Annotated in this window: 26 protein-coding genes and 1 riboswitch; of the genes, 16 read left to right on the top strand and 10 right to left on the bottom strand. The window is 70.1% G+C overall.

The features are described from left to right. Positions 1 to 75 precede the first annotated feature (75 nt). From AB0M43_RS21320 to AB0M43_RS21305, 4 genes are all read right to left on the bottom strand, one after another. Positions 76 to 522: a hypothetical protein gene (locus AB0M43_RS21320; RefSeq protein WP_363727209.1), complete on the bottom strand. Its 447-nt coding sequence runs from the start codon at positions 520 to 522 to the stop codon at positions 76 to 78. A 65-nt stretch (positions 523 to 587) separates the two neighbouring features. Next, a complete protein-coding gene (locus AB0M43_RS21315; protein ID WP_363727207.1) occupies positions 588 to 1,064 on the bottom strand; it encodes a hypothetical protein in 477 nt (158 codons plus the stop codon). Further along, positions 1,061 to 1,738, bottom strand: coding sequence for a hypothetical protein (locus AB0M43_RS21310; protein ID WP_363727205.1), 678 nt, complete (start codon positions 1,736 to 1,738; stop codon positions 1,061 to 1,063). Before AB0M43_RS21310 ends, AB0M43_RS21315 begins: the two co-directional genes overlap by 4 nt. Positions 1,739 to 2,037: 299 nt before the next feature. Next, entirely contained in the window at positions 2,038 to 3,006 is a 969-nt protein-coding gene (locus AB0M43_RS21305; protein ID WP_363727203.1) for a hypothetical protein, read from the bottom strand. Between the two features lie 32 nt (positions 3,007 to 3,038). Further along, positions 3,039 to 3,188, bottom strand: a riboswitch (cyclic di-AMP (ydaO/yuaA leader). Positions 3,189 to 3,626: 438 nt separating this feature from the next. Here AB0M43_RS21305 and AB0M43_RS21300 point away from each other — a divergent pair. The 4 genes from AB0M43_RS21300 (at position 3,627) to AB0M43_RS21285 (ending at position 8,718) form a co-directional block, all read left to right on the top strand. Continuing rightward, entirely contained in the window at positions 3,627 to 3,878 is a 252-nt protein-coding gene (locus AB0M43_RS21300) for an SHOCT domain-containing protein (protein WP_363728016.1), read from the top strand. A gap of 71 nt (positions 3,879 to 3,949) precedes the next feature. Next, positions 3,950 to 6,625 (top strand): heavy metal translocating P-type ATPase, encoded by a 2,676-nt coding sequence (locus AB0M43_RS21295; protein WP_363727201.1) that lies wholly within the window; start codon positions 3,950 to 3,952, stop codon positions 6,623 to 6,625. A 106-nt stretch (positions 6,626 to 6,731) separates the two neighbouring features. After that, positions 6,732 to 7,262 (top strand): hypothetical protein, encoded by a 531-nt coding sequence (locus AB0M43_RS21290; protein ID WP_363727199.1) that lies wholly within the window; start codon positions 6,732 to 6,734, stop codon positions 7,260 to 7,262. Between the two features lie 10 nt (positions 7,263 to 7,272). Beyond that, positions 7,273 to 8,718 carry a multicopper oxidase family protein gene (locus tag AB0M43_RS21285; protein WP_363727198.1) on the top strand — a complete coding sequence of 482 codons (1,446 nt, stop codon included), beginning with the start codon at positions 7,273 to 7,275 and terminating at the stop codon, positions 8,716 to 8,718. A 59-nt stretch (positions 8,719 to 8,777) separates the two neighbouring features. Here the strand turns inward: AB0M43_RS21285 and AB0M43_RS21280 are convergent, their stop codons facing one another. Next, positions 8,778 to 8,903, bottom strand: a complete 126-nt coding sequence (locus AB0M43_RS21280; RefSeq protein ID WP_363727196.1) for a hypothetical protein — start codon at positions 8,901 to 8,903, stop codon at positions 8,778 to 8,780. 99 nt (positions 8,904 to 9,002) lie between these two features. On the opposite strand from AB0M43_RS21280, the gene AB0M43_RS21275 reads away from it, so the two are divergent. From AB0M43_RS21275 to AB0M43_RS21250, 6 genes are all read left to right on the top strand, one after another. Further along, positions 9,003 to 9,695, top strand: a complete 693-nt coding sequence (locus AB0M43_RS21275) for a DUF2625 family protein (protein ID WP_363727194.1) — start codon at positions 9,003 to 9,005, stop codon at positions 9,693 to 9,695. Next, positions 9,692 to 10,528, top strand: coding sequence for a hypothetical protein (locus AB0M43_RS21270; RefSeq protein ID WP_363727192.1), 837 nt, complete (start codon positions 9,692 to 9,694; stop codon positions 10,526 to 10,528). The genes AB0M43_RS21275 and AB0M43_RS21270 overlap by 4 nt, the downstream gene beginning before the upstream one ends. An 87-nt stretch (positions 10,529 to 10,615) precedes the next feature. Then, complete coding sequence (locus AB0M43_RS21265; protein WP_363727190.1) at positions 10,616 to 11,374, top strand: hypothetical protein; 759 nt, start codon at positions 10,616 to 10,618, stop codon at positions 11,372 to 11,374. A gap of 140 nt (positions 11,375 to 11,514) precedes the next feature. Further along, positions 11,515 to 11,850 (top strand): hypothetical protein, encoded by a 336-nt coding sequence (locus tag AB0M43_RS21260; protein ID WP_363727188.1) that lies wholly within the window; start codon positions 11,515 to 11,517, stop codon positions 11,848 to 11,850. After that, entirely contained in the window at positions 11,847 to 12,386 is a 540-nt protein-coding gene (locus tag AB0M43_RS21255; RefSeq protein WP_363727186.1) for a DUF6036 family nucleotidyltransferase, read from the top strand. The genes AB0M43_RS21260 and AB0M43_RS21255 overlap by 4 nt, the downstream gene beginning before the upstream one ends. Positions 12,387 to 12,848: 462 nt before the next feature. Beyond that, on the top strand, positions 12,849 to 13,544 hold the full coding sequence (locus AB0M43_RS21250) for a DUF2625 family protein (protein ID WP_363727184.1): 696 nt from the start codon (positions 12,849 to 12,851) through the stop codon (positions 13,542 to 13,544). Positions 13,545 to 13,639: 95 nt separating this feature from the next. On the opposite strand, the gene AB0M43_RS21245 is transcribed toward AB0M43_RS21250, so the two are convergent. Continuing rightward, complete coding sequence (locus AB0M43_RS21245) at positions 13,640 to 14,758, bottom strand: epoxide hydrolase family protein (RefSeq protein WP_363727182.1); 1,119 nt, start codon at positions 14,756 to 14,758, stop codon at positions 13,640 to 13,642. 176 nt (positions 14,759 to 14,934) lie between these two features. After that, a complete protein-coding gene (locus AB0M43_RS21240) occupies positions 14,935 to 15,408 on the bottom strand; it encodes a hypothetical protein (protein WP_363727181.1) in 474 nt (157 codons plus the stop codon). Between the two features lie 387 nt (positions 15,409 to 15,795). Between AB0M43_RS21240 and AB0M43_RS21235 the strand changes: the two genes are divergently transcribed. The 5 genes from AB0M43_RS21235 to AB0M43_RS21215 all read left to right on the top strand — a co-directional run bounded on the left by AB0M43_RS21235 (position 15,796) and on the right by AB0M43_RS21215 (position 20,976). Further along, positions 15,796 to 17,838 carry a cyclic nucleotide-binding domain-containing protein gene (locus AB0M43_RS21235; protein ID WP_363727179.1) on the top strand — a complete coding sequence of 681 codons (2,043 nt, stop codon included), beginning with the start codon at positions 15,796 to 15,798 and terminating at the stop codon, positions 17,836 to 17,838. Positions 17,839 to 17,950: 112 nt separating this feature from the next. Beyond that, complete coding sequence (locus tag AB0M43_RS21230) at positions 17,951 to 18,511, top strand: hypothetical protein (RefSeq protein ID WP_363727177.1); 561 nt, start codon at positions 17,951 to 17,953, stop codon at positions 18,509 to 18,511. 171 nt (positions 18,512 to 18,682) lie between these two features. Further along, complete coding sequence (locus AB0M43_RS21225) at positions 18,683 to 19,114, top strand: hypothetical protein (protein ID WP_363727175.1); 432 nt, start codon at positions 18,683 to 18,685, stop codon at positions 19,112 to 19,114. Next, positions 19,111 to 19,701, top strand: coding sequence for a toll/interleukin-1 receptor domain-containing protein (locus AB0M43_RS21220; RefSeq protein WP_363727173.1), 591 nt, complete (start codon positions 19,111 to 19,113; stop codon positions 19,699 to 19,701). Before AB0M43_RS21225 ends, AB0M43_RS21220 begins: the two co-directional genes overlap by 4 nt. Positions 19,702 to 19,809: 108 nt before the next feature. Further along, a complete protein-coding gene (locus AB0M43_RS21215; protein WP_363727171.1) occupies positions 19,810 to 20,976 on the top strand; it encodes an epoxide hydrolase family protein in 1,167 nt (388 codons plus the stop codon). Positions 20,977 to 21,108: 132 nt separating this feature from the next. Here AB0M43_RS21215 and AB0M43_RS21210 read toward each other — a convergent pair whose 3' ends face one another. Beyond that, positions 21,109 to 21,855, bottom strand: coding sequence for an SDR family oxidoreductase (locus tag AB0M43_RS21210; RefSeq protein ID WP_363727169.1), 747 nt, complete (start codon positions 21,853 to 21,855; stop codon positions 21,109 to 21,111). Between the two features lie 329 nt (positions 21,856 to 22,184). On the opposite strand from AB0M43_RS21210, the gene AB0M43_RS21205 reads away from it, so the two are divergent. Further along, positions 22,185 to 23,372, top strand: a complete 1,188-nt coding sequence (locus tag AB0M43_RS21205; RefSeq protein WP_363727168.1) for an acyl-CoA dehydrogenase family protein — start codon at positions 22,185 to 22,187, stop codon at positions 23,370 to 23,372. A gap of 50 nt (positions 23,373 to 23,422) precedes the next feature. On the opposite strand, the gene AB0M43_RS21200 is transcribed toward AB0M43_RS21205, so the two are convergent. Together AB0M43_RS21200 and AB0M43_RS21195 are read right to left on the bottom strand one after the other, a co-directional pair. Next, positions 23,423 to 24,379, bottom strand: coding sequence for an ROK family protein (locus AB0M43_RS21200; RefSeq protein WP_363727166.1), 957 nt, complete (start codon positions 24,377 to 24,379; stop codon positions 23,423 to 23,425). A 42-nt stretch (positions 24,380 to 24,421) separates the two neighbouring features. Then, positions 24,422 to 25,969, bottom strand: a complete 1,548-nt coding sequence (locus AB0M43_RS21195) for an ROK family protein (RefSeq protein WP_363727164.1) — start codon at positions 25,967 to 25,969, stop codon at positions 24,422 to 24,424. Positions 25,970 to 26,042: the final 73 nt, after the last annotated feature.

Genomic DNA, 26,042 nt, shown 5'->3' with positions numbered 1-26,042 from the left:
GAAGACCGACCCGGACCCCGGGTGTTCAGAGATCCGGGTGCACGCCGCGCGGGGCGTGCTGGGGACGGACTCGTCCTACGTGCGCAGGATGCAGAGCTGGGCCAACACGGGTCGGGGCCGGCGGGAACGCCGCCAGATGGGCGGCCCGGTGGCAGCGGGCACGAGGATCGCACCCGTCCCAGGGGGTTGTCCGAGTGCGAGGACAACCAGGACGGCCGTCAGGAAGACCAGGCACGCGCCGGCCAGCATCGCCCAGCCGCCGGACGTGCCGTCGGTGGCCGCCGCCACGATCGCGAGCGGCCACGCGACGGGCGTCGCATCGTCAATGCCTGAGACCGCGTCGGACATGTTGTGGCCGGCCATCGTGTCGCCCGTGCTGTGCGGCACGGGCAGATGGGTCATCGTGGCGTCGCCGCACTGGATACCGTGTGAGAGGGCGACGCTGGTCACCACGGCAGCCAGCACGACAAGCCGCGCGAGGCGGACTCGCGCGGCCCGGCGCCATCCGGAGGCTACGGCCACGCCCGACAGCCTACTGCCGCCACTGTTGCGCGGGGAATCATCCGATATGCCAGGGTTCATGCTGCTCAGGGTGTCGGGCTGACTGTTGGGCCGGGCACCGCAACAGCGCATGTGCCTTCCGCGTCGATGGTCACCGTCGCGGTCAGGGTGGCCCCTGCCGTCACGGTGACGGTCGCACCGCAGACCTCCTCCAGCGGCCCGAGCCCCTTCTCCCCCGTCGTCGGGCAGACGTCGGCGCAGGCACGGTGCCAGGCGATGACCCTGTACTTGCCTGCCGTCAGCTCCTTGGTCAGGGTGATCGGTCCCTGAGGGAAGGCCGCCTCGGTCAATGGCTTGGCGTCGGGCGTCTCGACGCGCGCGTACCAGGCGGTGCGCGCCGGAGCCGCGCCGCTCTGGTTGATAACGAGCGTTCCGGAGGTGCCGCGCGGGGCAGGCGCCGCGCTCGATGCGATCGCGGCCGACGGTCGGGGTGATGGCGGTTGCCCGCCGCAGCCTGCCAGGAGCAGGGCCGCGACGGGCACCAGAAGGACGACGGATCTCATGACGCCCAGGTGATGATGGTGACGGTGTTGCCGGTGCGGATCGACGTCGTCGAGGGCGCGGCGGCCTTGAACGCGGCGTCGGAGTGGCCGTAGATCGCGGCGAGCTGGTTGAAGTCGTGGGCGTTGGGGTGCTGGTTGGTGGACCAGTCCCGCGTGTAGTCCATGCAGGTGCCCAGGTTGGCGTTGGTCATGTCCTCGTCCTGGTGGCCCAGGCCGAAGTCGTGGCCGACCTCCTGGCACATGACGCCCTGGCGCTCGGCGGCGCTGCGGCCGGCCTCGTAGGTGTCGTTCATCTTGGCGCTGGCCTGGTTGATGTGCGTGCCACCGGAGTCGGTGTCGATCGAGGCCAGCCCGGCCCAGCCGTTGTTGCCGTAGGCGTAGTTGCACACCCGGATCGCGCCGGCCGGCATGACGCAGCGACGCCGTGTCGTGCTGGACGTGCCGCCCGCCACGACCGTGTTCTGCAGGTACGGGCTGGCGTTCCAGTCCGCGTTGGCGGTGGACAGGGCGCCGGCCCAGTCAGACGTCACGCTGGAGTAGATCGTCAGCCGGGCCTCGCCGGAGCGCGACCAGTGGTAGCTGCCCCAGCTGTGGTCGGCCTGCGCCGGCGTGGCGGTGAATCCGACGATCGCCGAGGCGGCTGCCAGGGCGATCGCGAGGGGTCGGATACGCATGAGTTGTCTCCCCAAAACCAGACTCGCTTCGATGCGAGGTTGCCAGGGACGCTACTACCGCAGCTAGTAGGTGAGAAGATCGACTTTGTAGCTCCACCTACTACGGAAAGTAGTATTTAAGGTGAAGTGGGGCCTAACATGAGGCGCAGTTAAGCAATCCATAACCATCGCTGTTTCCGCTCGCGCCGCAGCACCGCTCTCGCGGCAGCTCACTCCGACGACATGGTGAATTCGCAACTCGCGGGCGCCCACCTGGAGGCCCGTCGGCGGCGCGCGGCACCCCGGGCCGGTCCTACGGTTCAGCGGATGGAGACGTGCACGTGGTCGGTGTGCTCAGCGGACGGGCCGCCGTAGCCCGAATAGGACCGCCAGCCGGTGCCCGGCATCCAGATCTGGCGGTACCAGATGACGTAGAGCACCGCCAACCGGTCGGCGTTGGCGATGTACCAGGCCGCGAGCCGGTTGCCGTACTCTCGGTCGCCTCCGGTCGCCGCTCCCGAGAAGCCCCCGACCGCCGCAGCCCAGTCACACGCCCGCCCACGGGGATGCTCGTAGCCGTCCTCCATCGAGCGGTAGCAGCCCACGAAACGGGTGAACCCGGCCTTCCTCGTCTCGTTGTAGGCGTGCAGGGTGCGCGGCGACAGACAACCCCCCGTCGAGGGATCCCGCACCGTGCAGCCCTCCGAGGAGAAACTGCCGTCCGGGTTGCGCGGTGCGGGTGTCGCGTTGGCCGGCAGATCGCCGAAGCCGAGAGTCGGGTCCCCACCGCCGGCCTTGCGCAACGCCTTGAGCGCGTCATCCTGACGCGTCCTGAGCGCCTTGAGCTGCGTCTCCTGCTCCAGGATCGCGGCGTCGAGGTCCTTGCGCTGCTGGTCGAGCTCGGCCTGAGCCGCGGTGAACGCGCTCACCGCGGCGGCGTCGCGCTCCGACAGGTAGCGCATCGTCGCGGCCGACTGCAGGAATCCGTCGAGCGAGCCGCTGTTGAGCAGGATCTGCGCCTGGCCCGTCCCAGCGCTCTTGTACTGGGCCGCGGCGAGCAGCCCGACTGCCGCGCTCAACCCTGCCACCTTGGCCTGGGTAGCGGTGATCTGACCGGACAGTTCGCCCTGGCGCTTCTTGGCGTTGGCGATCGCGGTCCTGGCGTCCTGGTACCCCTGCGAGGCGGCAGACAGCGCGTCGCGCAGTTCCTTCGTCCCACCCTCCGGTTCGGCGCGAACCGGCGTGGCGATCAGCACGGCGGCCATGATGACTGCGGTCACGAACGCCACGCGGCGTGTTGACGGTGACAAGACAGCATGAACCTTTCTTCCTCGACCGCCTACCAGGTCAGCTGACGGATTCGGGCGGGAAGAGCGCCCTACCGCAGGGCCCTGAGCTGGGCCCGGCGGATTCACCCCACGTACCTTGGGTCCCCGGCTCGCCCAACTGGGCGACTCGGCGGTGACGACCGGCGTCATCCCTTCGGGTGACAAACAGCCGGCCGACTGAACGCCGATACTAGGACAGGTAGTAGCCGCCGGCAACCTGTCGCACGGCGGTGCCATGCAAGGAAGACCAGCACCACTACCCATAGTCAATACGCAGAAACACGGAGCGGGCATGGACCGCCGAGCCTCGCCCGCGAAAGGCTGAAGGCCTGCGCTCCGGTCTGGGGCGAGTCGATCCGTCACGATGACACCCCGTCGACCTTGGGGACGCAACAGTGACCGCCCGGCTCTACTTCGCCCGTTGACGTGGGACGTTTCACCTAATCTGAGCGATTCCGATGCGAGGTGCCGGCTGCCTGAGGGGTCAGACGGCCTGCCCAGCTCGGGCCGGAGGGCACTGGCGGAGTCTGCGGAGCGCGGCGCACCGTGGAGGTGACCGGTTTGATTCGGAGGTGGGCGTGATGATGTACGGCGATGGCTGGGGCATGGGTTGGATGCTGATCATGCTGGTGCTGTGGGGTGTTCTGACTGCTGGTGTCGTCTGGGTGGCCGTGCGCTGGGCACAGGGCTCCGCGAGTCGGGGCGGAGGCCCGGTTCAACAGGCGTCGGCACTGGAGATTCTTGATCGGCGTTTCGCCGCCGGGGAGATCGATGCCGCGTCTTACGACGAGGCGCGGGTCCGGCTGGCCGGCCCTGGGCCGGGTCGGCCGTGAAGTCGTCGGCGATCCGGGCTCCGCGATGATCGTCGCTGCGGTGTCATGAGCTCCTGAAGGAGACGGTTGCGATGAACACTTTCGACTTCGGCGTCGTGGCCGCCGCTGTGGCGCTCATTGGCGTGTTGGGTTGGTTCTTCTTCGGAAAGCGGGCGGTGCGGGACGCGTCGGTGGCCGGCGGGGTGCAGCGGATCGAGGTGACCGTGCGGGGCGGCTACCAGCCGGACGTGATCCGGGTCCGCCAGAATGTGCCCCTGGAGATCGTCTTCGACCGGCGGGAGTCAGGTGACTGCACCTCGCGGGTGGTGTTCGCCGACCTCGGCGTCAGCGCGGCGCTGCCGGCGTTCGCCCGCACGACGGTGCGGCTGACCCCGGTCAAGGCCGGCACGGTGGGCTTCGCGTGTGGCATGAACATGATCCACGGCCGGCTGCTGGTCGAACCCGGCGACAGCCCGGAAGCCACAACCACAGAGGTGCTCCCGGCGGCGGTCCTGCCCGAGGCGGCAGCCGATGTCGAGGATACCCAGGTGGCCGAACGGCGGGCCGAGGTCACGGACCTGAACCGCCGGGTCGCCGTCGGGACCGTGCTGACCGCGCCGGTGCTGTTCGCGGTGATGGCGCACGAGGTGTTCGGGGCCGGCTGGGTGCCGGGGTTGCTGCTCGACCGGTGGCTGCAACTCGCGCTGATCACACCGGTGATGTTCTACACCGGCTGGCCGATCCACCGCACCGGCTGGCTGACGTTGCGCAACCGGGCCGCGGACATGAACAGCCTGATCACGCTAGGCACCACCGCCGCATACGTGTTCAGCCTGCTGGTCACGCTCGCGCCGGAGGCGCTGCCGGCCAACGCGCGGGAAGTGTACTTCGAGGCCGTCGGCGTCATCCTCACCCTGATTCTGCTGGGCCGGTTGCTGGAGGCCCGCGCCAAGGCCGGTACCGGTGAGGCGATCCGGGCCCTGCTGGGTTTGCGGGCCCGCACGGCCCGGGTGGTGCGCGACGGCACGGAGGTCGACGTGTCGGTCGAGGACGTGACGGTGGGCGACGAGGTCGTCATCCGGCCCGGGGAGAAGATCCCCGTGGACGCGGTGGTGGTGTCGGGCTCCTCCGCGGTGGACGAGTCGATGGTCACCGGGGAACCGATGCCCGTCACCAAACGCGCCGGCGACACCGTCGTCGGGGCGACCGTCAACGGGACCGGGTCGCTGCGGGTGCGGGCCGCGAAGGTCGGGGCGGACTCGATGCTCGCCCAGATCATCCGGCTCGTGCAGCAGGCCCAGGCGTCCAAAGCCCCCATCCAGCGCCTGGCCGATGCGATCTCCGCCTACTTCGTGCCGGTCGTCATCGCGGTGGCGATCGCCACGTTCGCCATCTGGTTCGTCGCAGGGCCGCCACCGGCGCTGACCGTCGCCCTGGTGTCAGCCGTGTCGGTGTTGATCATCGCCTGTCCGTGCGCGCTGGGCCTGGCGACCCCACTGTCCATCATGGTCGGCACCGGCAAGGGCGCCCGGGCCGGAATCCTGATCCGCTCCGCCGAGGCACTGGAGACCGCGCACCGGCTCAACACGATCGTGCTGGACAAGACCGGCACCGTCACCGCCGGCAAGCCGGTCCTCACCGACGTGCGCCCCGCCGGCGACCTGACCGAGGCCGAATTACTGGAGCTGGTCGCCGCCGCCGAGGCCGACAGCGAACACCCCCTGGCTGCGGCGATCGTGGCCGGCGCCCGCGCCCGGAGCCTGGCCCTCCCAGAGGTGACCGGGTTCGACTCGATCACCGGCAAGGGCGTCCGCGCCACGGTCGCCGGCCGGGAGGTGCTGGTCGGCAATGTCCGGCTGCTCGCCGACGCTGGCATCGACACCACGGCCCTGGCGTCGCACGCCGCGGAGCTGTCCGGGGCGGGCAAGACCGCAGTGTTCGCCGCCGTCGACGGCCGGCCGGCCGGGGTGATCGCCGTCGCCGACACTGTGAAAGCCGACTCCGGGGCGGCCATCGCTGCGCTGGAGAAACTCGGTGTCGAGGTGGTCATGCTCACCGGCGACAACCAGCGCACCGCCGCCGCGATCGCAGCCCAGGTCGGAGTGCGCCGAGTACTGGCAGAGGTGCTGCCCGAACACAAGGCCGACGAGATCCGCCGGCTGCAGGCCGAGGGCCGACGGGTTGGCATGGTCGGCGACGGCATCAACGACGCCCCCGCCCTGGCCGCCGCCGATGTGGGCCTGGCCATCGGCACGGGCACCGACGTCGCGATCGAGGCCGCCGACATTACCCTCATCTCCGGATCCCTGACCGGCGTGGTCACCGCGATCAGGCTGTCACGGGCCACGATGCGCAACATCCGGCAGAACCTGTTCTTCGCCCTCATTTACAACGCCCTGGGCATCCCCGTCGCCGCCGGGGTGCTCTATCCCCTGTGGGGGCTGAGGCTGAGCCCAATGTTGGCCGCCGCCGCTATGGCCCTGTCGTCGTTGTCGGTCGTCGCCAACGCCAGCCGGCTACGCCGCTGGCGAGCCACACCGCTGCCTGCCACGACCGTGCCCCTTGTCCAGCCGCACGTCGAGACCCGGGAGCCAGCAATCATGGAACAGGTCGTTGCCGTGACGGATCCGGTGTGTGGCATGCCTGTCGACCCGGTCGGCGCCATCGGCCGCACCATCGGCGCGGAGACCTTCTACTTCTGCTCGCCCCACTGCGCCGCCGCATTCGACGCCGACCACGACCGGTGGCTGACCAGACCCGCCCGGTGACGGGACCTTCGCCGGCCGGGGGGCGGGCCGGCCGGCCCTGCACGGCTCCGGCGAACGCGAGCACCGTGAGGGCGCAGGTACGACGCGTGATAGTAGGAGGTGCGTGGTGAACCCCGAAGCGCTGGTCGGATTGTTCGTCACCGCAGACACCCGCCCCGGCGACCGGCGGCTCGCACTGGCCGGACTCCGGCCCACCGTCGTCCTCGCCGCACGGCTCGCCGTCATCACCCTCGGCGTCGCCTTGTCCACCGCCGCCGCGCTCGCCGTCACCGCCGCCGTGTTCTCCCCCCGGCAGTGGGCCCTCTACTTCGCCGCGAACCTCTTGATCGCCGGCTGCTACGCACTGATCGGCGTCATCCTCGCCCCGGTCTTCGATCGGGTCGCCGGCGTGTTCATCGCCTTTCTCTTCCCGTTCCTGGACCTCGGCATCGCCCAGAGCCCGATGCTGCGCGGCCAGCCCGCCGCCTGGGCCCACTACCTGCCCGGCTACGGCGGCACCCGAGTCCTCATCGACGCGGCCGTCACAGACACCTTCGACGAGACCAGGTCGCTACTCATCGCCCTGAGCTGGATCGCCGTCCTCACCGTCACCGCGGCCGTCATCTACCGCCGGGCGATCCGACCGGCCCGACGATGAGGCGGCAGCCATGAGACGACGCACGCTCCTCGCCACCGGAATGGCCGCCCTCGGCGCCGGGCTCACCGCCGCCTGCGACACGACCCCGGACCCGGCCGCGTTCGTCACCCCCGACGGCGAGGAGGTCCGCGCCGCCGAGGCCCGCCGCAACCCCGGAACCATTCGCGACATCCGGCTCACCTCGACCGCCGGCCCCGTCGACCTCGGCGGGACCATCGTGAATACGTGGAGCTACGACGGGCAGATCCCCGGCCGACCGATCCGGATCACCGCCGGCGAACAGCTCCGCGCCACCCTCACCAAGCGGCTACCCGAGCCCACCAGCATCCACTGGCACGGCGTAGCGCTACGCAACGACAACGACGGCGTGCCCGACCTGACACAGAAACACATCCCGACCGGGGCAGATCACACCTACCAGTTCACCGCCCCGCACCCCGGCACCTACTGGCTGCACCCGCACACCGGCGTCCAACTCGACCGGGGACTGTACGCGCCGCTCATCGTCGACGACCCGCACGAACCCGGCGGCTACGACGACGAATGGATCATCGTCCTCGACGACTGGCTCGACGGCATCGCCGGTACCCCCGACGACGCCTTCGCCGGGCTACGCCGAGGGATGATGGGCGGGCACGGTATGACGGGGGCGGCAAGTTCGCTGCTCGGTGGCGACGCGGGCGACGTCGCATACCCCCATTTTCTGCTGGGAGGACGCCTGCCCGCAGCACCGCAGGTGTTCACCGGCAGGCCCGGCAGCCGCATCCGGCTTCGGATCATCAACGCCGCCGCCGACACAGCGTTCCGGGTCGCGCTCGGCGGGCACCGGCTCACCGTCACCCACACCGACGGGTACCCGGTCCAACCGGTCGACACCGACGCGCTCCTGCTGGGCATGGGCGAGCGTTACGACGCCCTGGTCACCCTCGACGACGGGGTGTTCCCACTCGTCGCGCTCGCCGAAGGCAAGAACGCGACGGCGTTCGGCCTCGTCCGGACCAGCTCGGGCACAGCGCCCGGGCCCGCAACCCGGCCGCGCGAACTCGACGGCCGCATCGTCACCCACCGCCAACTCGCACCCACCGACGCCACCCGCCTACCGACCCGGCCTCCTGACCGGACGATCCGCATGGCGCTGACCGGCGGCATGATGGGCTACGACTGGGCGTTCAACAACCGCCGCCACGACCTCAAGCGCTTCGAGCCCATCCGGGCCGGCGAGCGCGTGCACATCGAGTTCGTCAACACCACCATGATGTGGCACCCCGTACACCTGCACGGCCACACCTTCGCCCTCACCGAGGGCGGAGCACGCAAAGACACCGCGATCGTGCTGCCCGGCCAGACCCTGCCCGTGGACTTCGATGCCGACAATCCCGGCCGATGGATGATCCACTGCCACAACGCCTACCATGCCCAAGCCGGGATGATGACCCAACTCGGCTACCTCCGATAACGCAAGCCACAGAACACCCCCACCAAGACATGCCACCCGAAGTAGTGACGCGCTGGCGCTCAAATCAAGGCAGCGAAATCAACAGGGCCCTCCTGGTACCGGGCACTGCCCGTGATCCGGGCGCGCAACTGCTCCACCCGACGCACCGCGTCCGCGCGCTCGGCGAGCGCCTCGGCAAGCTTCATCGTTCCCCCATCAACTGACACAAGCCCAGCAGCGTAGCCAGCGACCGAGCACAACACCATCATGATTCGAGAAACCGCCGGCCCTGGCATGATCCACGGATGCGGACGATCGAAGAGCTGACTGGGGTGGCCGAGCCCGCGTGGCCCGGACTATGCGAGGAGTTGGCCGGCGCGGCCGTCCCTGTCAAGGTGCTGCCCACCGACGAGGCCACTGGCCGGGACTGCCTGCTCAGGCTCCAGGTGACCGCCCAGTCCCGGCTCGGCGCGCTGGCGCTGCACACCGCCGGACTGCTCGTCGATCACGGTTGGCTGCGAATCCTCGGCGCCGGCGACCAGGCCCGCGGACTCCCGGGGCTCCTCGACGGTACCGACGTGAGCGCCGGCCAGCCCGCGCTGCTGGTCGGGTACGACGTGCTGGGTGGCCGGTTCGAACTCAACGGCGCCGACCCCGCCGCCCTCGGCCGGCCCGGCGACCCCGGTGAACTCTGCTACTTCGGGCCCGACACTCTCGGCTGGGAGAACCTGGGCTGCGGGCACGGTCAGTGGCTGTCGTGGATCACCGCCGGCGGTACCACCGAGTTCTACGCCGGCCTGCGCTGGCCCGGCTGGGAAGAGGAGATCAGCACGCTCGCCCCCGACCAGGGCATTTCGGTGTACCCGTTCCTGTGGAGCAAGGAAGCCCAGCGGGACCTTTCCGGTACGAGCCGGCGCGCGGTACCGGTCGCCGAAATCTTCGTGTCGCAGGAACACTTCGCCGCGCAGCTCGGCCAGCCCGAACAGGCGGGCACGTGACCGCCTACGACGCTGGGCGGCCGCGAGTCGCACAGGCAACGTTCCGGGTCGCGAAGCAGACGGCCCGGTCATGTCGGTTCGCACGCGTGACTGTCGAGGTGGACCTCGCAAAGCCCTCCGGTGTGCTGGTCACCGCATCCGCCTACGACGACTGGAGCCGCGAGTCCGAGTTGGGCGCTCTACGGGCGTTGGACACGATCCCCGCGTTGCGCGACGGGGGCCACGTCACGGTCACTGACATCCTCGCCACGGACATCGATACCGGCGTCGGCGACATCTACGAGGCCACCGTCAAGGCCATCCGCAAGGCACTGGAACTCCCGGAGCGGCGCGGCGGGATCGGGTTCAGCGAAGTCGAGCTGGTCGCGGCCAAGTTCCGGGCGCTCATCGGCCGGCGGTTGCTCTCGGTGGCCGAGGCCCGGCACTGGTCCGAAGGCCGTCGCGGGCCGGACACCGAGAGCCTGCTACACCCATGGTTCCGGTTCGAGAACCTGCAGTCCCTGATGATGCACGGCTGCGGGGAACGGCTCGAGCTGTCGATCGAAGAGCCGTACGACTCCTACGATCTGGCTGAATGTGGCGAGACCCGGGTCGCACCGGCCCAAGCCCCGGATCTGCTGGCCACAGTCGTCGGTTCCCGGCTCATCGACGCGGCTGTGATCTGCGGCTACTCCACCGAACCCGCGTGCGGCGCTGTGATCCTCCGCTTCGAATCGGCGGACCTGGTGATCGGCACGTTCGCCGACGAATGGCTGCTCCGCATCGGCGGGATCCCTGACCACGTACTCCCCTACTGGTCCCAGCCCGCATGGGTCAGCGAGAGCAGCACATGAATAGTCCGCACAATTGTTACGACCGGCCGGGAGTGGCTGCGTTCGGCGTGCCTGACAGCCGGTTCTGCCGGTTGGTAGCGTCGGGTGATGCGCTCGACGGATGATCTTCGGCAGTGGTGGCTCGATGACCTGTCACGGATGCTGACCCGACCGGAAATGTGGGCCACTGACGGCCGGGCGATGGACACGCTGTGCTGGATGCGGCTGAGGGACCTGTGCTTCCTCGACGACCGTGACACCGAGCGCGATCAGACTGTCGAACTGCTTCGCCGCTACGGCAAACTCGGCGTGTCCGGCCCGTTCACGACGATCTTCGGCAAGGAGCGCACCTGCACGGCCGAGGTCGCCTCCGTACACGCCGAACACTTCCACCGACTGGGCTACCTGACCGTCGACCGGCACCTCAGCCCAAACGAGTCTGCGGCCCTGGACGGCTCGCAGCTTCGGGAGTGGGTGGGCAAGCGTGACCTGCGCCGCAGCGAGGTCGAGGCAACCTTCGGCCCGCCGAGCCTGGTCATCGCACACCGCATCTTGTGCTATACGCCAGCGGACGCTTCAGGATGGGTGTTCTTCGACTGCTGGGACGAACAGCCGCGGCGGTACGTGCCCGGCGAAGGCACCTACACGGCGGACCGTGAGACCGACCCGCTGGTACGCAGCGTCCGCGTCCCTGCGGCGGACTTCGAGGACGGACTGATCCTCACCTTGTACGGCCGGGTCCTTCGCTGGGGGCCGGAATGGTGGATCCATCACCCCGGCGACGACGCCACCGACGAGGCTCAAGCGATAGCCGCCCAGCTGCGCCACATCGAGCAAGTCGACCCCTCCCAACGATCTGACCGGTAAGCATCCCCGGACTTCAATGACATTGCCGGTCCCGCGCAGACGCAAAGCCCAGTCTGGTCACGGTGTAAATTGTCAGCGTGACCACTGGCGAGAACCGTCCCACCTACCAGGCAATGCCTGTGTCTGAATTAGGACGATTCTTGGCCAGCGCTGACGAGTCGACCCGGTGGCGGTTGGTGGCGGAGTTCCTCAAGGAGTACCGCTGGGAGCCCCAGGCAAGCCGACACCAACTGCTCACCGAGGAGCCGTCCGGTACCGGCGATGACCGCTGGGATGTGCTGCTCGCAGCCCTGGCCGAGCATCTCGCGGCACGCGACGGGCGTAGAGCCCCGACCTGGGCGGACTCAAGACGTTTGCGACGGTTCTGGTTCCCTTACAACACACCCGCCGCCAGGGTCGACGCGTTCGTGCACGCACCTGCCGCGTTCCGTAGCCGCGGAGTGTTCCTCGCCGACCACGAGTTGGAGGTCGCGTGAGCGACGACACGCCGCTGCTCGACCGCGCGGGAATCGAGGATGCGTTCCGCAGGCTCGGTGATCGACTCGCCCGCAGGGGCGTCGTCGCGGACCTGTACGTGTTCGGCGGCGCCGCGATGGCCATGGCCTACGACAGCAGGCGCTCCACCCGCGACATCGACGCCGTCTTCCAGCCCCATGGGATCGTCCTGGACGAAGCCCGCGCCGTGGCCGCGGAGTTGGGACTGCCCAACTGGTGGCTCAACGAACAGGCCAGCGTCTACGTCGCCCAGGGAGGTGACGCCCAGGCCCAGAGAGTTTTCGACCATCCGGGACTTCGGGTATCCGCGGCCTCGCCCGAGCACCTTCTTGCTATGAAGGTCCAGGCCGCCCGCAACAAGGACGTGGAGGACATCCAGTTCCTGGTGCAGAAGCTGGGTCTGACCAGCGTCGAGGAGATCCTCGACCTGTGCGCCGAGATCTTTCCCGACGAAGAACCCCCGGCACGCGCCAGGCTTCTCCTCGAAGAGGCCCTGGGACAAACAGAAGCGACTTAAGGTGCGGCCAGTCTCAACGCGGCCGGCAAAAGACCCCCCATATTTGGCCTATGCCAGCCGAGTTTCCCCAGGTCACGCCTTACACAGTGTGACCATAAGGCTAGTTTGACCGATGTCCGTTTGAGTACTAAACTGCTCCACATGGACACCCATGTAATGCATGGGTGCGGTTTTCGTGTGGATGAGTCCCCCCTCGGACACAGCAATTCCCCCAGTGGGGTGCTCACGCCGCCCAGAGGGCGGCGTGTTTGCGTTTCCGGGTGCGAGGTTTGGTTCCATCGGTGAACTTGGCCGTGGTCCACGTCCTGCCGGTGACGATGGTTTTCCGTTGACCTCCACACCGGGATGCAACACAAGACCCAGCGCAGACGGCGCTCGCGTACCGTCCCCGTGAGGCCTCGGCCAAGGATGCGCCCGGACTGGCTGGACCCCGACTCATAACCGCCCTGGCATGATCCACGGATGCGGACGATCGAAGAGCTGACAGATGTGGCCGAACCCGCGTGGCCGGAACTACGCGACGAACTCACCGGCGCGGCCGTCCCCGTCGAGGTGCTGCCCACAGGCGAGGCCACCGGCTCGGCCTGTCTGCACCGGCTGCAGCTGACTGCCCGTTCCCGGCTCGGCGCGCTGGCCCTGCACACCGCCGGACTGCTCGTCGATCACGGTTGGCTGCGGGTCCTCGGCGCCGGTGACCCGGCTCGCGGACTGCTGGGTCTTCTCGACGGTGCCGACGGCAGTGCCGGCCCGCCGCCCGCGATGCTGGTCGGGTACGACGTGCTGGGTGGCCGGTTCGAACTCAACGGCGCGGACCCCGCCGCCCTCGGCCGACCGGGAGACCCTGGTGAACTCTGCTACTTCGGCCCCGACACCCTCGGCTGGGAGAACCTGGGCTGCGGGTACGGTCAGTGGCTGTCGTGGATAGCGGGCGGTGGTACCACGGGGTTCTACGCGGACCTGCGTTGGCCCGGCTGGGAGGACGAGACCAGGACGCTCGCCCTGGACCAGGGCCTGGCGGTGTTCCCGTTCCTGTGGAGCCAGGAAGCCCGACAGGATCTCGCTGGTACGAGCCGGCGGGCAGTACCCGTCGCTGAGCTTTTCGGTTCGCAGCAGGACCTCGCCGCACAGCTCGACCAACCGGATCCGGTGAGCCCGTGACCACCGACGGCTCCGGGCGGCCCGGGCGACCTTCCGGATCGCGGAGCAGACAGCAGTCGATGGAAGCAACACGTTGAGTCTCTGCGGCCCCAAGGTCACCGGTGGGCGTGGAAGAACTGGGTGAGGTCGCGGGCGAGCAGTTCGGGCTCTTCGTGGGCGGCGAAGTGGCCGCCGCGCGGCAGTACCTGGTAGCTCGTGACGTTGTAGGTCCGTTCGCACCAGCTGCGGGGTGGTTGGGTCAGGTCGGCGGGGAACAGCGCGACCGCCGTCGGCACCTCGACCCGTTCCACCCTCCTCGTCAGCTGCCGGGCGTATTCGTAGTAGGGCCGCATCGACGTCGACATGGTGTTGGTGAACCAGTACAGCGATGCCTGGGTCAGCAGGAAGTCGTCGCTGAACCGGGAGGACAGGTCGCCGCCGCAGTCGCTCCAGGCCCGGTACTTCTCCATGATCCAGGCCAGCAGGCCTGTCGGGGAGTCGGCCAGCCCGTAGCTCAACGTGAGCGGGCGGGTGCTCTGCTCGTGCTGGTAGCCGCCTTCGTCGGCGGACCACGCCGCGACGGCGTCCAGGTAGGCGCGCTCTTCGGCGGTGACGGTGTCGGTGTCGTAGGAGACCGGGCTGGCGACGGCCATCAGGTGGATGCCCACCACCGCCTCCGGGTGGGCTTCGGCGAGCCGGGACGTGATCCCCGCGCCCAGGTCCCCGCCCTGCGCCGCGTAGCGGGTGAAGCCGAGTTCGTCGTGCATGAGCTGGTGCCAGATCTCGTGGGTCTGCGGCGGTTCGGTGAGCGACGGCCGCTGCGGCGAGAAGGCGAAACCGGGCAGCGTCGGGACGATGACGGTGAACGCGTCGGCCGCGTCGCCGCCGTACCGTGACGGCGAGGCCAGCCGGCGTGCGAGGGTCGTCAGTTCGAGGAAGGAGCTGGGCCATCCGTTGGTCAGCACGATCGGCAGTGCGTCAGGGCGTTCGCCGTCGAAGCGGAGGTAGTGCACCGGCGTGCCGTCGATGTCCGCGAAGTGGGACGGGAGCGCGTTGATGTCCGCTTCGTGGGTGCGCCAGTCGTAGTCGGTGGCCCAGTAGGACACGAGACGACGTAGTTCGGCGGGGTCGGTGCCGGCCTCCCAGCCGAGCACGGGCCACGGCGTCGGCCAGCGCGTGTTGCGTAGCCGTGAGCGCAGGTCGTCCAGTTCGGCGTCGGGGACGGTGAGCGTCATGGAGTGCTCCTCGCGTGGGTGTTGCGGGTGACGCCGGCCATGAGGCCCACCCTAACGATCACCTGCGACGAACATGGCGGCGTCCACGACATTCAGCCCGGCGCGAGCGCCTGTGGCACGTTCCACGGGCCCCAGCTCGGGCGGACTCCGGCGGACGTACCCGTCAGGGGCTGGTCTCAGGGGGTCCAGGTGTCCGGGACGAGCTGGCCCGACCGCGTGACGAGGACGACGTGGATCCCGGCGGCGCGCCTGCCGGTGCGGGTGCGTCCGGCCAGGTCGCGGTAGCGCGGATAGTCGGGCCGGGCCCCGCCCGGCGACAGGGGCACGGCCCCGACCCCGGGTGCGGGTGTCGCGGGGGCCGGCCCGGCGTGCTTGAGCGCGGGCACGGACCCGACCCCGGGTGCTGGCCGGTCCGAGGTGCTGAAGACCTCGAAACCCAGCGCTTCCAGATGCCGTCGGGCGGTGAGGCTGTTGAATCCGCTCCGCGGCACGGCACTGGCCACCTCGAAGGCCTGGAGAACCGGGAAGATCACACCGCCGACCCGCACGGCGTGCACCTGGACCGGCTCGGGCCTGACACCGTCCAGTCTTCTCGCCACGTGGGCGGCGTCCAGTTCCATGGGGACACCGTTGAGAATGAACCGCGTCATGGAACACCCTTCTCCGGGTACGGACGGCATCGAGTCGACGTTGCCGAACTTGTCAGGTCCGGGCAATCGGACGGTCGGGTTCGTCGTACCCGACCACCGGGCGGTGGCCGACGGCCGGGGAGGTGGGCTGGCGGCGGCTGACGGTCGAGCGTGCGGGGTCTCAACAGGGCGGACCCGTCGCCGACCGCCGGATCGACAGCGGAACGTCGCAGGGGTATTCGCGCCATCTGCACGGCGGCCGGTGTGCGCCCGCCGAAGCGTCCGCTCGCCTGTTGTATCCGGCGCGCGACTGTGGGTAGCCTGGCTGCGCGAGACCACCGACGGTCCTCTGTGGCCGCCCAGGTGGCGCTTTCCGAGTCCGTTGGCCCGTGGAACGTGGAGTCGCCTGTGACGTCGGCGTCGGAGACACCATTCGGCGAAGTCCGCCCGGTTGCCATCATCTCCTGCGACATCGTCGGTCATTCCAAGATCGACGACCTGACGCTGCAGCTCGAACGGGTCGCCGCCATCAACGGGATCGTCGCGCGGACCATCGCCCAGGGCGATCCCGCCGACGTCGTCTGGGCCTCGGGAGGCGATGGCGGGCACGTCGTGTTCCGTGGTGCCGGCTGGTGCGGGCCGGCGATCGCGCTCCTCGCCGGGCTGCGGGCCTGGTCTCTGCGCAGTGGGACGCCGCTGCGGGTGACCGCGCACGTGGGTGAGGTCGCCGATGTGCGGGGGGCCGACGGCCGGGTGCAGATCGTGGGGGACGGCATCAACCGGGCCGGCTGGCTCCTGACCCGGGGCAGCAGGCACGGTGTCGTGGTGACCGGCGAGTTCCAGGACGCCGTCGAGGCGGTCGGCGCGGACCCCGGGCTCACGTTCCACGACCGGCGGCTGCTGCGGGACAAGAACCGCCGGCACGTCGTCCTGCGGCTGATGTCCACGGCCGAGGACGCGTCCCTCTGGGACCTGCCCGTCGAGGAGGAGCTGGCGAAGCTGGAACGCGCCCAGGAGCAGGGGCGCGGCTGGGAGGTGCTGTACCACGCCAAGCGCATTCTCCAGGTCAACCAGCACGACCCCCGGGCGATGGCGGCGCTCCGGGATCTGAAGACGCGGTCGCTCACCAACTCCCGGCTGCCGGCGGAGGACGACAACGACCTGTTCTTCGAGCGGCTCGGGTCGCACGTGCTGCCCGTGATCGTGCAGCTCGGCCAGCTGGTGGAGCGCCGGTACAACGAGGTGATCTGCCGGTTCGGGGACCGGGGCAACACGATGTTCGCCATTCTCCGTGGCCAGATCGGCGTCTACAAGTCGGAGGGCGAGGGTTCCGACAGCCCCGCCGAGCCGGCCCACGTGCACCAGGAGGGCGAGGTGGTCGGCGAGCTGGCCTTCGCCCTGTCGCGCAACAGGACCGCGGACCTCGTCGCGCTCAGCGACACCGCGCTGCTGTCCTTCAACCACAACGACCTCGTGTCGCGGCTGCCGAACAACGGGCAGGGCGCCGACGCCCGCGACCGGCTCGACAGCTTCATCACGTACCGGGTGCTGGAGCACGTGAGCCAGCACGTCCCCTATCTCGTCGGCCAGGACCGGGCCGGGCCGCTGACGAAGGGCGCGCAGAAGTGGAAGGACGCGCTCCGGACCCTCAGCGGCCAGTGCGAGCTGGTGACCGTGCCCGACGGCGGCAGCCTGCACCTGACCGTCGAGTCGGTCCAGAGCGCACGGCACAAGGGCGGATCGGTCGCCGACGGGATCTACATCCTCGCGTCCGGCGCGGTGTCCAGCGCCTCGGCGCCGCACCGGGTGCTGACCGGGGCGCAGTTCCCGATCCTGTGGGCACAGCTGCCGGAGATCATGGTCCTGCCCTGCCAGACGTTCAACATCATCGACGACGAGACGAAGGTGCTCTTCGTCAGCGCGGCAGCCCTCAGGGAACTGGAGGTGCGCAAGCGGGACGCGTTCCAGCACGCCCTCCGGCGCGCGGCGGCCCAGTGCTTCGACCACGACGTGTTCGTCGCCTACAACTCGGTGGACACACCGGCCGCCGAACGGTGGTGCTCCGCGCTCCGGGCGCACGGTCTCGCCGTGTTCATGGACTACCCGACGCACGGCAAGGAGTTCCCGCCGGCGCTGCTGACCGCCATCCGCCGTTCGCGGGCCATCGTCCCCCTGATCTCCGCGAACGTGAACCTGCGGGACCCGGCGGACAACTGGGTGCGCAAGGAGCTCGACGCGCACCGGCACTACTTCGACGAGCGACGGATCTTCCCGGTCGCGCTGCCCGGCGGCAGACCCCGGGAGATCGCGCCCGGCTTCCCGCCGATCGTCGTCGGGCACGACGAGGACGCCGCGATCGAGAAGCTGGTCGCGGAGTTGACCGCGCTCCGCGATGGGCGCAAGGACCCGCCGTACAGCCTGACCCGGAAGTCGGACGCCTGGGGAACCTGACGGGGCCCGGCGGTGTAACCGTGGCCGGCCCGCCCGGGGCGCGGGTGTCGATGATGCGACTGCGCGGGTCCGTCGGGTACCGCGCCCAGCGGACGGTCCCGATAATCGAACGATGTTCACCGAGACGTTGCGACGGTACTTCGGACGCCGCCAGGTGGCGATCGACGACGTCCGTACGGCGCTGTGGACGGACGGGGTGGACGCCGACACGTACGCGGGCCCGGCGGAGAAGTACCAGACGGCCGTCCTCGAGCAGTACCGGATCTACGTCGAGATGGCCGACCGGATCAGCGCCCGCCGGGGCACGATCAACACGTTCTTCCTCGCCGCGAACACCGCCGTGTTCACCGCGGTGAGCCTCGCGTGGGCGCAGGACACGGACCTGCCCCGGCGGGCGCTCGTGCTTCCCCTGGTGGTGCTGATCGTGCAGTGCGCGGCGTGGTTCTGGATCCTGCGGTCCTACCGGCAGCTGTCGTCGGCGAAGTTCCGGGTCATCGGCGCGCTGGAGGAGCGCCTGCCGGCGTCCCCGTACTGGCGGGCCGAGTGGAAGGGGCTCGGATCGGGCCGGGACCGGTCCCTCTACTGGCCGATGGCGGCCCTCGAGCAGTGGGTGCCCGCCGCGTTCGCGCTGGCCTATCTCGCCCTGCTCGTCATGGTCCTGGTGATGGGCTAGCCCCCTGTTTCACACGGGTCAGGTCAGAGTGTCGCGAACCCGCTACGACGGCGGCGGGGGTCGTGGATACGCTCCGTCCACTCAGGTGATATCGCGATTTCCTTCGATGTCCCGGGCCGTTCCGGAGCGTCCGCCCGGCAGTCGCGGCTGCCCACAGGAGGAGGATGGGTCATGAGGGCCAACACAGAAGAGTTCACGATCGACGTGGTCTCCGTGTCCGGGAAGCCGATCAGGGGCACCGTGCCGCCGAACTTCGCGCAGATCACCGACAACGGGATCATCGCCTCCTTCACCATGGTGGCGGACGGCTACCCGCTCGGGCGGCACTTCGCTCTCGACCTGATGCGCAACCCGCACGAGGCCCGGGCGCGCAAGGTCCTCACCTGGTTGGCGTCCATGGGCCTGACCGTGGTGGAGGAGCGGTTGATGCACCGCGCGATCGGGCAGCGACCCAACATGTACGCGAAGCGGGTCATGTGGGGGATCAACAGCGACCTGGTCGACCGCCTCGAACGCAGCCTGCCGAGCTTCGCGAACGAACAGCTCGGCTACTACGACCACACCGGTCACATCGTCATCGAGGGACGACTCCACCTGTCATGAGCGGTCCACCGGGGATCAGGGTCTTCCTCTCCTACAACGCGGCCGATCTCGGATGGGCGCGGTGGATCGCCGAGGTGATCGGGGAGTCGGGCAACGTGGCGGTGTTCCAGGAACTCGACTCCCCGCCCGGGGAGAACTTCCCGCTGTGGATCGACCGCGAGCTCGACCGGGCCGACGTCGTCATGCCCGTGTTCTCGAGGAACTACTTCGCCTCGGCGTGGTGCACCACCGAGTGGACCAGCGCGTTGAACCGCCGCCGCATGGTGCCCGTGCAGGTCGAGCGGTGCGAGATCCCCATCATTCTCAGGGCCATCACCCGCGTCAATCTCGTGGGCAAGTCCCGGAAGGCCTGCCACAAGCTGCTGCTGCACGGCCTGCGCGGACCGGGCGTCCCCGCCTCTCCGGGCACCGATCAGCTCGCGCGACAGATGCAGGGTCGCTGGAAACGCGCGGCGTTCCTCGCCACCTGCCTCGGCATCGCCACCACGGGCTACTTCCTGCCGCATCCGTCCGGACACGACCACCACCACGACGGGGGAACCGCCGACGGCGACCCCACCGGGGACACGGACATCAGCTTCCTGTAGCCCGCCGTCGCGCACAGGCCCCCGGGCGGGCATCTGCGCAACATGGAAGAGTGCCGCACCGTCGCGGGAAAGTAACTTGGGGGTGCATTCGCGACGAAAGGCAGGGACATGCAATCTTTCCGCATCGACATCCCACAGGCCGACCTGGACGATCTGCACCGCAGGCTGGAGCACACCCGGTGGCCCGACGAGGTGCCCGGCCAGGGCTGGGCCCGGGGTGTTCCCCTCGACTACCTCAAGGAACTGGCGGCGTACTGGCGCACCGGGTTCGACTGGCGCGCCATGGAGTCGACCCTGAACCAGCTCCCCCAGTTCACCACCGAGATCGACGGCGCGAACGTCCACTTCGTCCACGTCACCTCGCCGGAGCCGAACGCCACCCCGCTGCTGATCACGCACGGCTGGCCGGGTTCGTTCGTCGAGTTCCTGGATGTCATCGGGCCGCTGACCGACCCGCGCGCGCACGGCGGCGACCCGGCGGACGCGTTCCACGTCGTCATCCCCGCCATCCCCGGCTTCGGCTTCTCCGGCCCGACCCGCGAGGCCGGCTGGGACGTGGACCGGGTCGCCCGGGCCTGGCGGGAGCTGATGGCCCGGCTGGGCTACGACCGGTACGTGGCGCAGGGCGGCGACTGGGGCATGCTGGTGTCCCTGGAGCTGGGCCTGACCGCCCCGGAGCGGGTGGCCGGCGTGCACCTGAACATGCTGGTGACCTTCCCGCCGGAGGACCCTGCCGAGCTGGCGGACCTCAGCCCGGTGGACATGGGCCGGCTGGGCAAGCTGCTGCACTTCGACCTGGAGCTGTCGGGGCACATGAAGCTCATGGCGACCCGGCCGCAGACGGTGGCGTACGCGCTGACCGACTCGCCGGTGGGGCAGTTGGCGTGGCTCGCGGAGAGGTACATGGAATGGACCGACTCCCACCTGCGCCCCGAGGAGGCCGTCGACCGGGACCGGTTCCTCGCGATCGTCACGCTCTACTGGCTGACCGCGACGGCGGCCTCGTCGGCGCAGATCTACTACGAGTCCACGGACCGCACGAACCAGAACCTGGCCGCGCGCTGGGCGGGTCCGTGGCCGTTGACGGTCCCGGCGGGGGTCGCGGTGTTCGAGCACGACATCGCGCCCTCGATCCGCCGGTTCGCCGAGCGGCTGCTGCCGACGATCACGCACTGGTCGGAGTTCGAGCGCGGCGGGCACTTCGCGGCGTTCGAGGAGCCGGACCTGTTCGTGCAGGACGTGCGGGCGTTCGCCCGGTCCCTCAAACAGAGCTGAGACACCAGACGGGTACGGCGGTGCCGGTGGTCGGGCCGGCACCGCCGTACCCGCGTGTCACACGGGTCGGAGCGCGCACGGGTACGGGGCGGGCCCGGTGACCCGGCCCGCCCCGTACCCGTCGTCGTCGGCTCAGGGGAGCTTGTGCAACCCGGCCCCGTTCAGCACGTACGCGGGCGCCACGGCCGCCGCGTCCGCCTGGACCAGTTCGACCAGCGCCGCGCCGGCGCTCTCCGGGGAGACCAGCGGGCCCGCCGACTGGAGGAACTCCTCCACCGACCGGCCGGACCGGGCCGCGTACGCCCGCACCGCGGGTTCACCGACCCCGGTCGTCGGCGAGAACTTGGGCAGCACCGTGGTGAACGTGATGTCCAGGCCGGCGCGGTTCGCCTCGTCCTGCGCGTACCCCGTGATGAAGCGTTGGGTCTGTTTGGCCCCGGCGTAGCCGCCGCTGAGCGGGGAGCCACCCAACGCGGCCCCGCTGCTGACCACGATGACCCTGCTGCCGGGACGCAGCGGCGTCAGCAGGATCTCGCGCAGCCAGTGGAACGTGATCCGCACGTCGGTCTCCCAGTTGACCGAGAACGTCTCCCAGGTCTGCTCCTGCAACGGCCGCATGTGCGGGACGGCGCCGGCGACGACGATGACCACCTGCGGCTCGTACCTGTCGAGGAGGCTGGCCGGCACCGTGGCCTCGCCCGCGTCGGCGACCTCCGCCTGGATCCCGCCGGCGCCGTTGGACGGCTCGGGGAACGTGACCGCCGTGCGGGACACGGCGACCACCGGGGCGCCGGCCTCGGCGAAGGCGGTGGCGATCCCACGGCCCACGCCGCGGCTCGCCCCGACGACGATCGTGGTCCTGCCGGACAAGTCGCTCATGGTGTCCTCCCAGTCATGTTCGTTCCGCCATTTCCTGTCCTCCGGTCGCGGCGACCGCGAGCGGCCCCCGCGGGCTCAACGCGTCGACCGGCGCGGGGGTACGCCGCCCGCCACACGACTCCGGCTCCGGCCGGACGCGGGGCGCCCGGGATCGGAGCCCTCCCAGACTCCCAAACCCCGGGCCGCGGTTCTTCTTCCAGGTTGACCACTTCGGCGGCTCCGCCCAGGTCGGCGCCCGGGTCGGCAATACGGGAGAAGCCACGCCCGCGCGTTTGGGGGAACTCTGTCAGAAGACTTCCGCCGCACCCCCACTCCGCTGAGGAGCAAACGTGTCTACTTCTGTCGTCGCCCCGTCCCGGGAAGAGCTGGTCCAACGGATCCGGGAGATCGCGCCCGTGATCCGGGCCAACGCCGCGTGGGCCTCGGAGAACCGCCGCCTGCACGAGGACACGCTCCGCGCCCTGACGGCGGCCGGCGTGTTCCGGATGAGGATCCCCCTGCGCTACGGCGGGTACGAGAGCGACGCGCGCACCATGGTCGCGGTGTCCGACGAGATCGCCCAGATCGACGGGTCCGCCGCGTGGGTGGCGGTGTGCTCCTGGGTCGCCACCTGGGGCCTGGGCCTGTTCCCGGACGAGGTCCAGGACGAGGTGTTCGCGGACCCCGACGTCCAGGTGTGCACGACGATCGGGCCGGGCAGCGCGACGGCCGTGCCGGTGGACGGCGGCATCCTGGTCAACGGCACCTGGCCGTGTATCAGCGGGGCCACCAGCAGCCGGTACCAGCAGATCGGGGCGATCCTCCTCGACCCGAACGGGCAGCCGTACCCGGTGATGGGTCCGGTCCTGATGTCGGACCTGGAGATCACCGACAACTGGCACACCACGGGTTTCCGGGGCACGGGCAGCGTCTCCACCACCGCGAAGGACCTGTTCATCCCCCAGGAACGCGTCCTGCCGGCGCCGATGGTGGTCAACGGCGAGTCGGCCTCGAAGCTCAACGCCGACACCGCGATGTACCGGGCCCCGTTCATCTCCGTGGGCGCGGCCACCACCGTCGGCGTGGCCCTCGGCATGGCCAAGTCGATCCGGGACACGTTCTTCGAGCGGCTGCCCGGCCGCAAGCTCACCTACACCGAGTACCCGAGCCAGGCCGACGCGCCGGTGACCCACCTGCGGATCGCCCAGGCGACGATGAAGATCGACGAGGCGGAGTTCCACGCGCAGCGGCTCGCGGCCACCGTGGACGCCAAGTGCGCGTCCGGCGAGGCGTGGGAGCTGCTGGAGCGGGGCCGCAGCCGCGCCGACGAGGGCGCGGCGGTGCAGCTGGTCCGGGAGGCGTCGGACATCTTCGCGCTGGCCAGCGGCGGCGCGTCGGCGTACACCTCGGTGCCGATCCAGCGGGTCGTCAACGACCTGCAGACCTTCAGCCTGCACGCGATGATGAACCCCGACGTCAACGCGGAGACCTACGGCCGGATCCTGTGTGGCGCGGACCCCAACACCTACTACATCTGACGGGTACGGGTCCGGAGGTCGCCGCACCGCGACGGTTTCCGGACCCGGCACTACGCGGTCAGGTCGAGGGCGAGCAGGCCCGCACCCACCCAGCCGGCCTCGACCCCCAACGTGGCCGGCGCGATGACGGGCTCGGTCCGGTGGCCGCGGGCGAACAGGAAGCGTTCCATGCTCTCCCTGGCCGGGGCGAACAGCAGCTCCCCGGCGGCGGCCACTCCCCCGCCGATGACGATCAGTTCCAGGTCGAAGAGGGTGACCAGGGACGCCAGGCCGATCCCGAGCCAGTCGCCGAGCCGCGCGTACAACGCGAGCGCCGTGGGGTCGCCCGCCCGCGCGGCGGCGAAGATCGCGTCGCCGGTGACGGGCGGGCCGCCCGGACCGGACAGCGCGGCCTCCGTGCCGTAGCGCCGCAGCGCCGAGCCCGACGCCAGCGCCTCCAGGCAGCCGATGTTCCCGCACGGGCAGCGCACCCCTCCGTGCGGGTCGACGATCAGGTGTCCGACCTCGGTGCCGATCCCGGTCCGGCCCCGGAACAGCTGCCCGTCGAGGACCACGCCGCCGCCCACCCCGGTGCCCACGGTGAGGAACAGCATGTAGTCGGCTGACCTGCCGAGCCGGGCCTCGGCCCAGGCGGCGGTGTTCGCGTCGTTGTCGACGGTCGCGGGGAGCCCGCTGGCCTCCTCCAGGATCCGCCGCAGCGGCACCTTCTCGTACGCGTTGTTCGGGGCCCAGCGGATGTGCCCGTCGGGCCACTCGATGAGGCCGGCCGCGCCCACCCCGATCGCCTCGACCTCCGGGTGGCGGCCCCGCAGCTCCGCGACCGTGCGGTGCAGCACCTCCAGCGTGCCCTCCTGGTCGCCGGGCGTCGGGACCGGCGGGAGCGTCTCCACCAGGGTGCCGGCCGCCGTGACGATCCCGCCCGCGATCTTCGTACCCCCGATGTCCAGGCCGATCGCCACCCGGTCGGGCCGGTGCCCTGCTGCGAGCTGCGCGCTCGAACGGTTCATCGAACCTCTCCCTACCTCTGGTGGCACCGGGCGGCAGGAGTGCTACCGGCGCGCGGACTGGCCGGTCCGGTCGGCGGCGGACTGCTGGAGGACCTGGTGGATGAGGCACGCGGCGGCCGCCCTCGCGCCCTGTTCGTCCGCCGTGGTGCGGACCCAGAACTGGCACTCGTCCGCCCCGTCGGAGAAGGCGTGGGTCCGGATCGTCCCGACCATCGCCGCGGTGTACCGGGCGGCCAGCCCCGTCCCGAAGTCCGTCGAGTCGATGTGGAACTTCCGCGCCCGGCCGATCAGCTCCGGCGGCGCGTAGATGACCACGGTCGTCGGGTTGAGCAGGTTGAGCACGGTGGCGATGCCCCGGCCGAGGCCCGCGCCGGCCCGGGCGAAGACCTGTTGGACGAGTTCCTCGTCGCCCCGGCCGAGCGCGGCCTGGAAGTCCCCGTCGAAGTCCCGTTCCCGCAGTGCGAGTTCGATCGCCCGCGGGGTGGCCACGCCCTCCAGGCAGCCCGGGTTCGTGCACCGGCAGCGGACGACGTCGGCCTCCTCGAACTCGACGGAGGTGTGCCCGAGTTCGCCGGCCATGCCCCGGCCGCCCCGGTACACCTGGCCGTTGAGGACCAGGCCGCACCCCAGCCCGAGGTGGGTCACGAGGACGACGGCGAAGTTGTCGTCGTCGATCCCGTGGAAGCTCGTCTCGTACAGCGCGAGGGAGTTGGCGTCGTTCTCCAGCGCGACCGGCAGCCGCAGACTCTGGGCCAGCAGCTCGGCGAGCGGGAAATGGTCCCAGGTCGCGTTGGCCGACCGGATCACCCTGCCCTGGTTCACGTGCCCGCCGATCTCCACCCCGACGCCGGTCAGGTCCTCGTCCTCCCCGATGTGGGCGCGCAGCGAGTCGACCAGGGTGAGGATCTGCGCGAAGACGTGGGTCTCGTCGAGGCTGTCCAGCGCACGTTCGAGCGGTCCGACCACGATGTTGGCCAGCATGTCCGTGACCACGCCGACCAGGCGCTTGCGGGCGTCGGGCGCGTCGCCGATCACCCGGATGCCGATCGCGCGCTGGCGGAGGAACTCCCGGCCGGTGTGGCCCCGGGGAACGGGGCGCGGCGCGAGGAGCGGCCGTTCGGGCGCGGCGGTCCGGGCGGTCGTCTCCCCGCCGAGGAAGCGGGCGACGCTCGACTCGACGAGGCTGTCCACCCAGCGGTCGCTCAGGGGCAGGAAGAGCGCGACGGCGACCCGGTCGCGGGTGACGACCAGGCGTTCCCCGGTGCGGGCGGCCTCGACCAGGCGTTCGCCCCGCAGGTCGCGGATGCTCACCCGGGAGAACGGGGCCGGGCCGGTCTGGTCGCCGGGCGGCTCGTCGAGGAGGTCCGTCAGGTCGGTGGCCGGCTGCCCGGTGGCGAGCCCGATCTCCTCCGCGCGGACCCGGGCGGCGGTGCCCTCCGCGTCGAAGTCCGTCAGGCGTTGCAGGATCTCCGTGCTGAGCGGGACGAGGACCCCGGCGAGGGCGCCCTTGTTGGTGACGCCGAGGAACTCCCCTGGACCGATGTCGCCGATCACCTCGCCGGACAGGTCACGAACGCTGACTCTGCGCATGCGGCGCTCCTCTCGTGGACGGAAGCCGCCTTGGGTCCGCATTACCACCGTAGACCGTTGTCAACCGTTGTCA

Source organism: Longispora sp. NPDC051575, assembly GCF_040681875.1.
Taxonomy (GTDB): Bacteria; Actinomycetota; Actinomycetes; order Mycobacteriales; family Micromonosporaceae; genus Longispora.
Note: the sequence above shows the minus strand (reverse complement) of the source record. Positions and strands in the feature narration are given on the sequence as shown.